The 14,245-nt window shown below is 71.3% G+C and carries 10 protein-coding genes; 5 read left to right on the forward strand and 5 right to left on the reverse strand.

Going from position 1 to position 14,245, the window contains the following annotated elements; translation table 11 throughout:
- Window positions 1-78: 78 nt before the first annotated feature.
- Both ACZ4EG_RS11560 and ACZ4EG_RS11565 read right to left on the reverse strand, forming a co-directional pair.
- Window positions 79-1,815 (reverse strand): fatty acyl-AMP ligase, encoded by a 1,737-nt coding sequence (locus ACZ4EG_RS11560; protein ID WP_467790491.1) that lies wholly within the window; start codon window positions 1,813-1,815, stop codon window positions 79-81.
- Window positions 1,816-2,008: 193 nt separating this feature from the next.
- Window positions 2,009-2,476 carry a hypothetical protein gene (locus ACZ4EG_RS11565; RefSeq protein WP_467790492.1) on the reverse strand — a complete coding sequence of 156 codons (468 nt, stop codon included), beginning with the start codon at window positions 2,474-2,476 and terminating at the stop codon, window positions 2,009-2,011.
- Window positions 2,477-2,585: 109 nt separating this feature from the next.
- Here ACZ4EG_RS11565 and ACZ4EG_RS11570 point away from each other — a divergent pair, with 109 nt between their 5' ends.
- Both ACZ4EG_RS11570 and ACZ4EG_RS11575 read left to right on the forward strand, forming a co-directional pair.
- Window positions 2,586-3,680: a baeRF3 domain-containing protein gene (locus tag ACZ4EG_RS11570; RefSeq protein ID WP_467790493.1), complete on the forward strand. Its 1,095-nt coding sequence runs from the start codon at window positions 2,586-2,588 to the stop codon at window positions 3,678-3,680.
- 59 nt (window positions 3,681-3,739) lie between these two features.
- Window positions 3,740-4,753, forward strand: a complete 1,014-nt coding sequence (locus tag ACZ4EG_RS11575) for a Gfo/Idh/MocA family protein (protein WP_467790494.1) — start codon at window positions 3,740-3,742, stop codon at window positions 4,751-4,753.
- 1 nt (window position 4,754) lies between these two features.
- Here ACZ4EG_RS11575 and ACZ4EG_RS11580 read toward each other — a convergent pair whose 3' ends face one another.
- Window positions 4,755-6,665 (reverse strand): alkaline phosphatase family protein, encoded by a 1,911-nt coding sequence (locus tag ACZ4EG_RS11580; protein WP_467790495.1) that lies wholly within the window; start codon window positions 6,663-6,665, stop codon window positions 4,755-4,757.
- A gap of 139 nt (window positions 6,666-6,804) precedes the next feature.
- A complete protein-coding gene (locus ACZ4EG_RS11585; RefSeq protein ID WP_467790496.1) occupies window positions 6,805-7,218 on the reverse strand; it encodes an SsgA family sporulation/cell division regulator in 414 nt (137 codons plus the stop codon).
- A 362-nt stretch (window positions 7,219-7,580) separates the two neighbouring features.
- On the opposite strand from ACZ4EG_RS11585, the gene ACZ4EG_RS11590 reads away from it, so the two are divergent.
- A complete protein-coding gene (locus tag ACZ4EG_RS11590; protein ID WP_467790497.1) occupies window positions 7,581-9,056 on the forward strand; it encodes a PP2C family protein-serine/threonine phosphatase in 1,476 nt (491 codons plus the stop codon).
- A 51-nt stretch (window positions 9,057-9,107) separates the two neighbouring features.
- Here ACZ4EG_RS11590 and ACZ4EG_RS11595 read toward each other — a convergent pair whose 3' ends face one another.
- Window positions 9,108-10,604, reverse strand: coding sequence for a DNA-binding protein NsdB (locus tag ACZ4EG_RS11595; RefSeq protein WP_467790498.1), 1,497 nt, complete (start codon window positions 10,602-10,604; stop codon window positions 9,108-9,110).
- A gap of 257 nt (window positions 10,605-10,861) precedes the next feature.
- On the opposite strand from ACZ4EG_RS11595, the gene ACZ4EG_RS11600 reads away from it, so the two are divergent.
- Window positions 10,862-12,001, forward strand: coding sequence for an aminoglycoside phosphotransferase family protein (locus tag ACZ4EG_RS11600; protein WP_467790499.1), 1,140 nt, complete (start codon window positions 10,862-10,864; stop codon window positions 11,999-12,001).
- Between the two features lie 264 nt (window positions 12,002-12,265).
- The gene (locus ACZ4EG_RS11605; protein WP_467790500.1) at window positions 12,266-14,242 is read left to right on the forward strand and encodes an N-acetylmuramoyl-L-alanine amidase; all 1,977 of its coding nucleotides are present in this window, start codon (window positions 12,266-12,268) and stop codon (window positions 14,240-14,242) included.
- Window positions 14,243-14,245: the final 3 nt, after the last annotated feature.

Below are 14,245 nucleotides of genomic sequence, written 5' to 3' on the forward strand. Positions count from 1 at the left end.
ACGGTCAGCGGATTGGCGGCGGGCATCGACGACCGGCCGTGCCGCCGGCGCGAACGGGCGCGCCGGCGGCGGGCGGTGTCACACCGCGGACGGCTCGCCGATCACGGCGAGGGTGCCGTCGAGATGGGCCGCGCGGGTGGCGCGGCGCTGGATCTTCCCGCTGGAAGTCTTGGGGATGGTGCCGGGCTGGACCAGCACGACGTCACGCACCGACAGGCCGTGGGCCTCGCCGATCGCGCTGCGGATGAGGTCGATGACCTTCTCGGCCTCGCCGACCGCGTCCGGGGACAATTCGGCGACGACGACGGCCTGTTCGCCCTCCGTCCCGGAGTCCACGGAGAACGCGGCGGTGCAGCCCGGCCGCAGCGCCGGGTGGGACAGCTCGGCGGACAGCTCCAGGTCCTGCGGGTAGTGGTTGCGGCCGTCGATGACGATCAGGTCCTTGAGGCGGCCGGTGACGAACAGTTCGCCGTCGCGCAGGAATCCGAGGTCACCGGTGCGCAGGAAGCGGCGCTCCTCGCCGGTGAGGGCGTCGGGGAGTGTGGCGCGGAACGTCTCACGGGTGGCGAGGGCGTTGCGCCAGTAGCCCTTGGCGACGCTCGCGCCGCCGACCCAGATCTCGCCGACCTCTCCCTCGGGCAGTTCCTCCCGCCGTTCGGGGTCGGCGATCACCACGGTCACACCGGGGCCGGGACGTCCGCAGCTCACGGCCGCGGCGTCCGCCTCACCGGCGTGCGGCCCGTTCCCGGCGGGTTCCAGCAGCGTGGGCGGGGTGTCCACGGAGCCGCCGGTGACCATGAGGGTGGCCTCGGCCAGGCCGTAGCAGGGGTAGAAGGCCTCGCGGCGGAAGCCGGCCTCGCCGAAGGTCTCGGCGAAGCGCCGCAGGGTGGCCGCGCGGACCGGTTCGGCGCCGTTGAAGGCGACCTTCCAGGAGCTGAGGTCGAGGCCGTCAAGCAGGTCCGGGCCGGCGTGCTTGAGGCACATCTCGTAGGCGAAGTTGGGGCCGCCGCTGGTGTGCGGGCGGAAGCGGCTGACGGCCTTCAGCCAGCGCGCGGGCTGCTGCAGGAAGTGCAGCGGTGAGAAGAGGGTGGCGGTGGCGCCGAGGTACATCGTGTTCAGGACCGGGCCCATCAGGCCCATGTCGTGGTAGACGGGCAGCCAGCTGACGATCAGTTCGTGGTCGTACTCCGCGAGCGTGTCGGGGGTGTGGCCCATCCGCTCGGTGATGACCCGTTCGTTGTCCAGCAGGTTCCCGTGGGTCACGACCACTCCGCGCGGGGCGGAGGTCGAGCCGGAGGTGTACTGGAGGAACGCGACGGAGTCCGCGGTGAGTTCGGGTTCGCGCCAGGCGGCGGCCGCCTCGTCGGGGATGTCCTCGGTGGCGACGCGGGCGATGCCGTCCAGTTCGGGGAGGTGTTCCGCCATGGCGTCCAGGGCGGCGATCACCTCGCGGCCGCCGAGGATGACCTTGGCGTCCGCGTCGGCTATCAGGCGCTTCATACGGGTCAGCGCACGGTGGTTCTGGGCCCGGCCCTGCGGGGGCACGCCCGGTACGGCGGCCACTGCGGCCGAGAGGCAGCCCAGGTAGGCGCAGATGAATTCCAGACCGGGCGGGTGGAGCAGCATGGCGCGGGACCCGGCGAGTCCGCGCTCCTGCAGCCAGGCGGCGATCGCTCGCGACCGGTCGGCGAGGTGCCCGTAGGTGAGCTCCTGCGTCTGTCCGTCGCTGTCGCCCGTGACGAGGTAGCGGTAAGCGGTCCGTTCAGGGTGGGTCGAGGCGTGCGTGGTCAGTAAATCGACCAGGGAACGTGCCATTTTGACGAGTCTCACCTGTCTGAATTGGTGAGCAGGGAACTGCGCTCGAGGGACGCGTCTCGCGTAACCGCACAAGCCCTGCCCGACCAGGCCCCCTTGCCAGGTCGTCGGGCTCGGCACCCCCGTCGACGGAGTCGCGGGTCGAGCGACTCCAGGTGATCCCCGCTTCGGTTTGCTACCGACGAGTAGCACCCTAGCAACTCTCAGCTGATCGAAATGCCGAACGCGGGTAAATTGCTTGTGTACTCGGGGCCTCGGTGGGCCGACGGTACATGACTGCCAGGTGAACGCGCCCGGCGTGACAACGGGATTGAGCCACCTGACGGATGGCCCGTACGACTCCTTCGGGATCGGGCGTGGACACGGTCAGGCGGTCGAAGGGCGCGGAGGGCCGCAGATCGACGAGCACGACGGGACCGTGCGCGCGCACGGCGACGAAGTCCCGGCCCTCGGCGTGCCGCCACTCGCCCAGACAAAACCGGTCGGGCAGCCACCGGGCGGAGTGCGGCAGCCCGCGCAGCCCGCGCCACCAGTCCGGCTCGACGCTCACCGCACGGACCGCCGCGAGCGGCAGGCGGACCTCGCGGCGCCGGGCCAGCAGGCGCTCGGGCAGGGCGAGACGGAGGACCACGTCCTCCCCGTCGACGACGAGCCGGGCCACCGCGACCACCTCCTCGGCGTATCTGTGCCCATGGCCGACCGTAGATCCGACCGGAAACGTCGTCGATACCCCAAATGCCCGATCGGTGAATCGGCCCTATCGTGCTGTTATGGAGCACGCACTCAGTCCCGTGACCCTCGCAGAGCTGCGGCGTCCGCGCCCGTATCCCGCGGTGTCCGTGCTGACGCCGACGCATCGCCGAGAGCCTTACAACGCCCAGGATCCGGTCCGGCTGCGCAATGTCGTGGCCGAGGCCAAGAAGCAGCTGGAGTCCGATCCCTCGGTCACCCGGGAGCGGCGCGTCGACGTCGTCGACCAGCTCGACCGGGCCCTGTCCGAGGTGGACCTGGCACACGCCGAGGACGGCCTGGTGATCTTCGCCGCACCCGGTGAGCACCAGGTGTGGTCCCTCGGCCGCACCGTGCCCGAGCGGGTCGTCCTCTCGGACACCTTCCTCACCCGCAACCTCGTCTCCGCGCAGGCCGCCGAACGGCCGTTCTGGGTGCTCTCGGTCTCCACGGACCGCGTCACGCTGTGGAACGGCGGACCCGAACGCGTCACCGAGGACCACTCCGGCGGCTTCCCGCTGACCAGGACGCGCGAGAACTTCGATGCGGAGCGCCGGGAACAGATCGGCGACACACCGAGCACGTTCCGTGACGAGGACACCCGTCACTTCCTGCGCGACGCGGACACGGCGCTGACCACCGTGCTGCGCAACGACCCGCGGCCGCTCTACGTCACCGGCGAGCAGGCGGCCCTGTCCGCGATGGACGAGGTCGGCACGGTGATCAGGGAAGCCGTGCACGTCCCGCACGGCGGACTGGCGAACGGCACCCCCGACGCGGTGTGGCAGGCCATCCGGCCGATCGTCGCCGCGGAGGCCCGCAGGAACACCGACGCCGTGGCCCGGGAGCTGTCCACCGCCCGGGGACGCAAAGAGTTCGCCGCCGGGGTCGACGAGGTCTGGCAGAGCGCCCGCGAGGGCCGCATCCGGCTGCTCGCCGTCGAGGAGAACTACCGCATCACCGTGCGTGACGACGGCGACCATCTGATCCCGGCGAGGAGCGGCGACCTCGACGCCCGCGAGGACATCGTGGACGAGATCGTCGAGCAGTGCCTGGAGACCGGCGCCGACGTCCGCTTCGTACCGGACGGCACCCTGGGCGACGAGGACGGGATCGCCGGAGTACTGCGCTACTGAGGACGCCTTCTGGGCGGCGTACGCTACGGCGTGATCGTCGGCTGAGAGGGAGTGCGCACGTGGGTGACCTGCTGGGCGTGGCCGTACTGGGTGCCGGCCACATGGGGGCCGATCACATACGACGCCTCCAGCACGTGGTGAGCGGAGCCAGGGTCGCCGCGGTCGCCGACCCCGACGCCGCACGCGCCGAGGAGGCGGCCGCCGGACTGGACGGCGCCTCGGTGCACACGGACGCGGTGGCCGCGCTGGACGCGCCCGGTGTGCAGGCCGTCCTGATCGCCTCGCCCGGCCCCGCGCACGAGGAGGCACTGCTCGCGGCGTTCGCACGCGGACTGCCGGTGCTGTGCGAGAAGCCCATGGTGCCGGACTCCACAGGAGCACTCCGCGTCATGGAGGCGGAGGCAAGGCTCGGGCGGCGGCTGGCGCAGATCGGGTTCATGCGCCGCTACGACAGCGAGTACCGGCGTCTCAAGGCCCTGCTGGACGGCGGCACCCTGGGGCGCCCGCTGATGCTGCACTGCACCCACCGCAATGTCTCCTCCCCGCCCGACTTCACCAGCGCCATGCTGGTCAACAGCTCGGTCTCGCACGAGATCGACGCGGCTCGCTGGCTGCTCGGCCAGGAGCTGAGCGCCGTGACCGTGCTGCGTCCGGCGTCCTCGCCCGGCGCCCCCAAGGGCCTGGTCGACCCGCAGTTCGTGCTGTTCGAGACGGAGCAGGGGGCCCTGGTGGACGTCGAGGTCTTCGTCAACTGCGGCTTCGGCTACCAGGTGCGCTGCGAGGCCGTGTGCGAGGCGGGCAGCGCCCGGATCGGCGACGAACACACCATGGTCGTGACCGCGCACGGCAGAGCGCGGGAGGAGGTGGCGCAGGACTATCTCGTCCGGTTCGCCGACGCGTACGACCGCGAGGTGCAGGCGTGGGTCGACGCCACCCGGCGGGGAACGGTCACCGGCCCCGGCGTCTGGGACGGGTACGCGGCCTCCGTGGTCGCCGAGGCGGGGGTCCGGGCGCTGGAGAGCGGCCGCCGGGCGGTCGTCGAACTCGCGCCGCGCCCGGACCTGTACGCGTGACTCAACCGCTGATGCTCGGCGCGCCGGTCTCCAGGTGCCCGGTGAACCGGCGTGACCAGGTCGTGTCGGAGTCGACGGTGACCGTGAAGTCGTACCAGCCCTGCTGGAAGGCGACCGCGTTGAACCAGTCCTCCGTCGACGCGCCCGCGGCGACCGTGTACGTCCAGGGACCGTCACCGCGGTAGTGGTTCGAGGTGATGGTGAACTTCACCGACGAGGAACCCGAGTTGGTCATTTTGAAGTAGACGGCGAGCTTGCCGGTGCCGGGCTCCACGGCGTAACGCGTCCTCACCTCCGCCGACTTGCCCGCCTTCGTCGCGTCGCCCTGGAAGCGGCGCAGGAAGCGGTTGGGACCGGCCATGGTGAGGTCGTACTTGCCACCGCCGTACCCGAGCCCGATGTTGAAGTAGTCGGAGGCGGTGCCGCCGGCGTCGACCGTGTACTGCCAGGGCGTGGTGTCGCGGTAGGCGTTCGGATGGACGGAGAAGTGGGCCGCCCGCGCCGCCGGGGCGCCCTGGTTGGCCATGGTGAACCAGGCGAGGATCTGGCCCATCGACCCGAACTCCAGACGGTCCAGGTATCCGTTGGGCTGGTAGGGCAGCGCGCGGGCCGGGCGGGTTCCGGGTTCCTGGGCGGGCAGGGCGTTGTTCGTCGGCACCGGGTTGGGCAGCGGGCCGCAGGTGTTGATGCCGATGACGCCGGTCGCGGGCAGGGACACCGGGCCGTAGACCGGGTTGGCGAAGTCGAAGACGCCGGTCAGGTCGCCGCTGACCGAGCGCCGCCAGGCGCTGATGTTGGGACAGTTCGCGGGCCTGCCGATGGCCGCGGTCCAGGTCTCCAGGAAGCGCAGCACCGAGGTGTGCTCGAAGACCTCCGAGGAGACCCAGCCGCCGCGCGTCCAGGGCGAGACGACGAGCATCGGGACGCGGAAGCCGAAGCCGTACGGCACGCCGTTCAGGAACTCTCCGGCCGTTCCGGCGGGCGGGGCGGGCGGCGGGACATGGTCGAAGAAGCCGTCGTTCTCGTCGTAGTTGAGGAACAGGACGGTCGAGTCGAAGACGTCGCGGTCCGCCGCCAGGGCCTGGTAGACGAGGTTCACGAAGTGGGCGCCGTCACCGGGTGGGGCGTACGGGTGCTCGGAGAAGGCCTGGTTGGGGACCACCCAGGAGACCTGCGGGAGCGTGCCCGCGAGGACGTCGGCCTTGATTGCGGCGGCGATGTCGTCCGGGGTCGAGCCGGTCACCTTCGGCACGGAGGACATGCCCCGGTCGTGGAGCGGGTCGCCGGCCTTGGCGTTGGCGAAGTTCTTGAAGTAGGCGCAGCCGTTGTCCCCGTAGTTGTCCGTCGCGTTCTGGTAGACCTTCCAGGTCACCCCGGCGGCCTGCAGTGCCTCGGCGTAGGCGTCGCAGATGGTGTAGTTGTCGGCCAGCGCGTAGTGGAACGGGATGTCGGAGCGGTCCAGATAGCCCAGCGAGCGGACGTTGCCCACGCCCAGGACCCAGTTGTCGAGGCGGCCCTTGTTCCAGGCGGAGTGCTGCGAGGACCAGGAGTGCGGGAGGTCGCCGTTGCACTGGGCGAGGGTCTCGCCGTCCTTGCCGCCCGCGGCCGGGGTCGCGCTGAGCTTCCAGGGGTACTGCCGGCCCAGCCCGTTCGGCTGGTTGAAGACCGAGCGGCCGCCGCTCAGCATGATGCCGCTGCGGTCGTCGAACCCGCGGACGCCCTTGAGGCGCCCGAAGTAGTGGTCGAAGCTGCGGTTCTCCTGCATGAGGATCACCACGTGCTTCACGTCCTTGATCGTGCCGGTCGCCGCGCTCTGGGCCGCGGCCGCCGTACCGGTACCGGCGCCCACCGCCATGCCCGCCGCCACGGAAGCGCCGAGCCCAACGAAGCCTCTTCGGCTGATCGGTGTCATTCGCCCCGTCCTCGTCACAGGGGTGCCCCGGTGGCACACCGCGCGCAAGGGTGCATGGGGTGTTCGTCGAGGTCCATACCCGCGCGGTGAGGCGGAGGTGAAGAGAAGTCAAAGTCCCCGCCGGGGTGGCGGGGTGGTGTCAGACGCCGCCGAACAGGGCGCTCAGCCCGCGCTCGACCACCGCCCCGACGTCCTCCTGCCCGGCCGGCACCAGGGCATAGGTGTGCAGCAGGAAGCGGCGCAGCACCGCGGTGTCGAACTGGAGCATGGCGATGCCGTACGGCGAGTGGAACTCAAGGACCGTACGCGTGCGCCCGCACGGCCAGATGTGCACGTCGCCGCGTCCGGCCGGGGCGTGCACCCCCTCGTCGAGGAGGGAGCGCGCGAAGGTCCAGGTGACGCAGGCGCCGTCGAGGGTGGACTCGGGCGGGAAGTCGAAGAACAGGGCCAGCGGATCCTCGGAGGTGTACCGCAGCATGGCGGGCACGGGGACCTCGCGGTCCTCGGGAGTGACGAGCCGGGCACGGGCGGGCTGCTCGAACGTGGTGTCCATGCCTTTACGAGTCCGCAGCGGCCGTTCGCATGGCGCGAAATTCGGACATAGTTGGTGCGGACCGCGCCATGGCCCGCCGAGATGGCAGGCGGCATAGAACACGGGCACGTCGAACAGACGCCTGAACGCTACATCCGGGCTGCTCCCGATCGGTCAACGCGCGTATGCCGTCTACGACTTGTCCACCACGCCAAGTACGCCATTCGCACCGGCCGACCACGCATTGAAGACTCTGACATATGCCAGAAGCACCACCGGATCGTGTGTTGCCAAATCCCTTACAGGGCGTCGCGGGCTGTGCAACAGTCGTAACCGGTCCCTCCGTCCCCCTTGGCCGTCCCGTCCCCGCATCGGAGTGCGTCATGCCGTCCCATCTCTCCGCGGACCGACCAGCCGCCCAGCCACCCGGGCGCGGCTCGGTCGAGGCGCTGATCACGCAGACGCGGCGGCTCAAGGGCGATGTGGACGCCGTACGGCGGGACGCGCAGAGCGACGGTCCGGACCCCGAGGAGCGATGGCAGCGCGCGCTGTACGACCTCGCGCTGCACCAACTCGACGATCTGGACCAGCACTTGGCGCAGCTGCGGGACGGACCGCTGCCGGTGGCGCCGGCCACGGCCGAGGCGTTACCGTCAGCCGCCGTGCCCGTGGCGTCCGGTGAAGCGGACCGCGGTTCCTTGCTGAGCCGCGTCGGCAGCGCCGAGTGGAACCTGCTGACGGACGAGGCCAGTTGGTCCGGGGAGCTCTACCAGATCCTCGGCCTCGTCCCGGACACACCCGCGCTCACCCTCGACGAACTGCCGTCCCTGGTGCTCGACGACGACCGGGCGCAGCTGACCGCGATGGTGACGGACTGTCTGGTCGACGCCAAGCCGATCGACGGGGAGTTCCGCGTGGTACGGCCCGACGGACTTCTGCGGACCGTGCACATGATGGGCGAGCCCGTGCTCGCCGCCGACGGCAGCACCGCCTCGATGTGGGCCGTGCTGCGTGACGTCAGTGAACTGCGCCGCAGCCAGCGGACGGTGCGCGAGACCCGTGACTCGTTGCAGCGCCACCGGCACCAGGCCCAGACCGAGCACAGGCTTGCGGTCGAGCTGCAGGAAGCCGTGCTGCCGCCGTGGCGCGGCTCCCTGCGGCTCCCGCGACGGGGGCCGCAGACCCTCGACCTCGCGGCCCGCTGTCTGCCGTCCGAGACGGGCAAGCTGATCGGCGGCAACTGGTACGACGCGATCGATCTGTCCGACGGCGACACACTGCTCAGCGTCGGCGATCTGACGGGGCACGGCGTGACCGTCACCTCGGGCATGGCGATGCTGCTGGGCGCCCTGCGCGGCATGGCGATGGCGGGCACCCAGCCCGGTCAGCTGATGGTCTGGCTCAACCAGTTACTGGACGCCACCGTGCAGCCGGCCCTGGGCAGCGCCGTCTGCTGCCGCTACCGGCCCGCGACCCGCACCCTGGTATGGGCGCAAGCAGGACACCCCGCCCCGCTGCTGTTCCGCGACGGGACGGGGTGCGTGCTCAGCGCGCCGGACGGCGTGCTGCTCGGCGCCACCTCGGGAGCCGGTTATGGGCAAGCCGAAGTGACTCTGGAACCGGGCGACCTGCTTCTGCTGCACACCGACGGACTGGTGCCCGGGCGGTGGGGGTCCCCCCGCTCGAGCGAAGCCGAGAGTGGGGGAGGAGCGGACTCCCTGGACCGTCTCCTCGGCCTGGCCCCGCGGTTCGGGACGGCGGGCACCGCTCAGGACTGCGTACGGGCGGTGGTCGAGGAGTTCGGCGAGAGCGGGCGCGAGGACGAGGCCTGCGTGCTCGTCGCCAAGGTGAGTGAATAAGGACAGCCGAGACGGACGGCTGGTTCAGGACGGGGCGAGCGCGCGGGCCCCCTATGCCTGTGCGCTGTTGCCGCCCCTGCTCTTGGGCTTGGGCAGGGCGAGCCTGATCTCCTCCCGCAGTTGCTGGATCTTCGGGTAGTTGGAGTACTCGGCGGTCAGCCGGTACATCTGGCGCAGCCGGTCCCAGGTGCGGTGGGAGGAGTTCGATCCCATCGACACCAGGGCCAGCCGCGCGTAGTGGCCCGCCTGTTCGGGGTCGTCCGCGATGAAGCAGGCGGAGGCCATGGACAGGAAGTCGAAGATCTGGGACCGCTCCTGCCGGCTGCCGGCCCTGAGCGTCAGGGCCTTCTCCGCGTAGTGCTGGGCGTGCGCGGCCGCGCTCGGGTCGTGCTCGGCCAGTGTGCGGTAGGCGAGGGCCTGCATGCCGTACAGATCCGCTTCGTTGAACATCTGCATCCAGCTCGGCGGCGGCACGTCGCCCCGGTCGGAGACGAAGAGGTCCTCCGCCCGGCCGAGGGTGCGGCGCATCGCCTGGCCCTTGCCCGTCGACGCCTGTGCCCAGGCCTCGATGGTGTGGAACATCGCCCGGGTGCGCGGCAGCACCTCGTGGCCCGAGCCGGACTGGGCGAGCTTCATCAGGTCGAGTGCTTCGTCCGGCCGGCCCAGATGCACCATCTGGCGAGCCGCTCTGGAGAGCGCCTCCCCGGCGCGGGGCCGGTCACCGCCCTCACGGGCCGCATGGGCGGCGATGACGAAGTACTTCTGGGCCGTGGGTTCCAGGCCGACGTCGTGGGACATCCAGCCCGCGAGGACGGCGAGGTTGGCCGCGACGCCCCACAGGCGCCGCTGGAGATGGTCGGGGTGACGGTAGGCGAGCATGCCGCCCACCTCATTGAGCTGACCCACCACAGCCTTGCGCTGCAGCCCGCCGCCGCGGGCCGCGTCCCAGGCCCGGAACACCTCGACCGAGCGCTCCAGTTCCTCGATCTCCTGCGAGCCGATGGGGGCGGCCTCGTAGCGGTCGAACCCGGCTGGTTCGGCGTGCAGGGGGTCGTCGAGGGCAGGGGCGTCGGCCTTGAGTGTCGGGTCGTTGTGCAGCCAGTCGTACATGGCGCTGCTGAGTGCGGATCCTGCGGCGAGCGCGGCACCCGCGCCCACCAAGCCGCGTCGGTTGAGCATGAGGTCCATTCCCGTGAATTCGGTGAGGACCGCGGCGGTACGTTCGGGCGCCCACGGCACGCCGTCGGGATGTTCCGCAATCCCGCCGCCCGGCCGTTTCCCCGTACGCCCGTGCCGCACCAGACCGAGGTCCTCGATGGTCACGACACGACCGAGACGCTCGGTGAACAGAGCCGCCAGCACCCGCGGCACCGGATCGCGCGGGATCTCTCCCATGTCAATCCACCGCCGCACCCGGGAGGTGTCGGTCGCCAGCTGGGGGTGGCCCATGGCCGCCGCCTGCTTGTTGACCAGCCTCGCGAGTTCGCCCTTGGACCAGCCGGCCAGGCCGAACAGATCCGCGAGCCGGGTGTTGGGTTGTCCGCTCACGTCAAGCCCCCAGGTTCTCGGCTGAGTTGACAGTAGCCCGGTGAGAGTTGCCGGGCGACTATTCGCCACGGTTCGCCAGGGTGCGCCAGATGGTGTGCCACTGGGCATCGGGTGTAAGGTAGGAACGCGCCACCCCGACCCGGTCGCCACTCGTCACAACGGGCACATTCCCCAGGATGCGCCCGGGCGGCCGGGCCGGGTGGGCGCGAGGACTCACCAGGCAGGCATGCAGGCACACGAAGGGATGGGTATCGCCCATGTACGCAGCATCGTCCTCCGTGTCCGCCCCGCCCCGGTCGCTGCGCACCCGTCCGGCGGGCAGCGGCCCCTACCTCGACCCCGCGCGTCCGGGGGCGCCCGTGCCGGTCGTGGGCCGGCCCCGGCGTGCCGCGGGGGCCGGTACCCAACCGCTCAGCGGGAGACTCGACTTGTCCGGCCCCCAGGGCGCCCAGCTGCGCACCGCGATCGCCTCGGTGCACCGCATCTGTCCGGAGTTCGCTCCGGTGCAGGTGCTGCGCCGCAGCGGACGGTCCGTGCTCCTCGTCGGGACGACGGGGCGCAGCACGGCCGTCGCCAAGTGTCTGCTCGACCACTCCCCCGCGTGGGCCGAGCGGTACCGGCACGAAATAGCCGCTTACCGCTCGTTCGTCCGGCACCGGCCGCCGGTCCGGGCGCCGAGGCTGATCGCGGCGGACCCGGACAACTGCACTCTGGTGGTGGAACGCATGCCCGGCCGGGTGGCGGCGTTCCAGCGGCACCCGGCCGAGGCCCCGCCGCGCGCGGACATCCGGGCGGCGCTCGGCGCGATCTGCCGGCTGAACGCCTGGCGGCCGCCGGCGGGCACCTTCGACGCCCCGCTGGACTACGCGGCCCGCATCTCCCGCTACCACGACCTGGGGCTGCTCACCGACCGGGACATGGGCGACCTGCAGAAGCTGCTGCACGGCATCGCGCATGCGGCGGGCCGGCAGGGGATGGGCCAGTTCTGCCACGGCGACGCGCTGCTCTCGAACATCCTGCTCTCACCGGCCGGTCCGGTGCTGGTGGACTGGGAGCACGCGGGCTGGTACCTGCCGGGCTACGACCTGGCCACGCTGTGGTCGGTCCTCGGCGACGCGCCGGTGGCACGGCGGCAGATCAGCCAGATCGCCCAGTCGGCGGGTCCCGCCGCGCGTGACGCCTTCCTGGTGAACCTGATGCTCGTCCTCACCCGGGAGATCCGTACCTACGAGACGGCCGTGCAGCGCTCGATGCACGACCCGGCCCCGGCGGCGCCGGGCGCGGCCCATCCGGCCGCGGTGTCGACCGGCGAGGAACAGCGGCTGCTGCTGAGGCGGCTGCACGACGACTGCCAGCTGGCCCGCAGGGCGGTACGCGCGGCGGTCGGCACTCGCTGACGGGGATGTCGGTCCGCGGTGCGCCCAGGCCGGGCGCACCGCGGATCTTCGTATGTGCGCGGGCCGGTCGGTGGGCGGCCATTGGTGTACGCCACTGACGCCCCGCAGGCCCGCGAGCCGCCGCCACGAAACTCGCCGAACACCTTCTTGACATGGGAAGTCTCCCTCCTCCGGGCATCATTGACGGATCGTCGGCAAGCCGGTACCACTGACCCAGCTCGGCGCCGCACGCCCCGCCACGCCCGCCCGTCACAGGAGGCCGCATTGCGAGGATCCGCCACCGACCCCACCTCGACTCCCGGCAGCAGACGCGCCCGGAGGACGGCCGGCGCAGTGGCCTCCGCGGCCCTGCTGCTCCCCCTGCTCGGTGCGGCCCCCGCCCCGGGCTCCGATGCCGAGTCCTCCACCGGTGTGCTGCAGCGTGCCTTCACCGGCGCGGCCGCCGAGTACCACGTGCCGCAGAGCGTTCTGCTGGCCGTCTCCTATCTCCAGTCCCGCTGGGACACCCACGCCGGGGCGCCGAGTGTGACCGGCGGCTACGGCCCGATGCACCTCACCGACGCGCGCACCGCGCTGACCACGGCCGAGCACTTCGCCGACGGCACCGAGGACGCCCGCGGCGACGACGCGCGCGCGGCCCTGCACCCGCACACCGCGGTGCCGGACAGCTCCGCGCTCCCGGCCCGCCTCAGGACCCTGCCGAGAGCGGCCGGGCTGACCGGACTGCCGGCCGCGGAGCTGCGCACCGACCCCACGGCCAATGTGTCCGGCGGTGCCGCCCTGCTCGCCGCCGCCCAGAAGGCCCTGGGCGAGCCGCTCAGCTCCGACCCGGCCGACTGGTACGGCGCGGTGGCCCGGTTCTCCGGCGCGGACGACACGGCGACCGCCGCGGCGTACGCGAACGACGTGTACGACGTGCTGCGCACCGGCGAGGCGCGCACCACGGACGAGGGGCAGCAGGTCGCACTGGCCGCGCAGCCGCGGCTGCGGGCGAACACCGCGCAGCTGCGGCGCACGGGTCTGCGCACGGTGTCCGCCGACGGGACGGAGTGCCCGGCGTCGGTGTCCTGCGAGTGGATCCCGGCGCCGTACGCGGAGTTCGGCGACAACGACTACGGCAACCACGATCTCGGTGACCGGCCGGCGTCGCAGAGCATCAAGTACATCGTCGTCCATGACACCGAGGGCACCTGGGACGGCGTCCTGAACCTGGTGCAGGACCCCACCTATGTGTCGTGGAACTACACCATCCGCTCCACGGACGGTCTGATCGCCCAGCACGTCAAGGCCAAGGACGTGGCCTGGCACGCGGGCAACTGGTACATCAACGCGAAGTCGGTCGGCATCGAGCACGAGGGCTTCCTGGCGGCGCCGGACGCCTGGTACACGGAGGCGATGTACCGGTCGTCGGCCCGGCTGGTGAGGTACCTCGCCAAGAAGTACGGCATCCCCATGGACCGGCAGCACATCCTCGGCCACGACAACGTGCCGGGCCCGACCACGTCGACGATCCCCGGCATGCACACCGACCCGGGCCCGTACTGGGACTGGCGGCACTACTTCGACCTGCTGGGCCGCCCCTTCAAGCGCACCGCGGGCAAGAAGGGCGGCCTGGTGACGATCCGGCCGGACTACGCGTCGAACCGGCCGGAGTACACGGACTGCACCACCAAGGGCGAGCCCTGCGCGGCCCACGGCTCCAGTGAGGTGCGGCTGTACTCCGACCACGACGAGAACTCGGCCCTGATCAAGGACATCGGGCTGGGCAGGACCCCGACCACCGGGGTGAACGATCTGTCCTCGCGGGTCTCCACCGGCCAGCAGTACGCGGTCGCCGACCGCTGGGGCGACTGGACGGCCATCTGGTACCTGGGCCAGAAGGCGTGGTTCAGGAACCCGCAGAAGGCGCCGACGGCGGTGAACGCCTCCGGCCTGGTGATCACGCCGAAGTACGGACTGACGAGTATCCCCGTGTACGGCCGTGCGTACCCGGAGAAGGAGGCCTATCCGACGGGAGTGCCCGCCCAGACGGTCGCACCGCTGCCGTACACCGTGCCGGCGAACCAGAAGTACGTGGTCGGTGACGAGGTGCCGGGCGAGTACTACTACGCGGTCACCTTCACCACCGACTCGCACAAGGTCGTGGTCGGCAAGGACCTGTACTACGAGATCCAGTACGGCCACCGGGTGGCGTTCGTCCGTGCGGCGGACGTCCGCGTCGAGGCCTCCTCGGCCCCCTAGCCG

It is taken from the genome of Streptomyces sp. NPDC025638, from assembly GCF_055558775.1.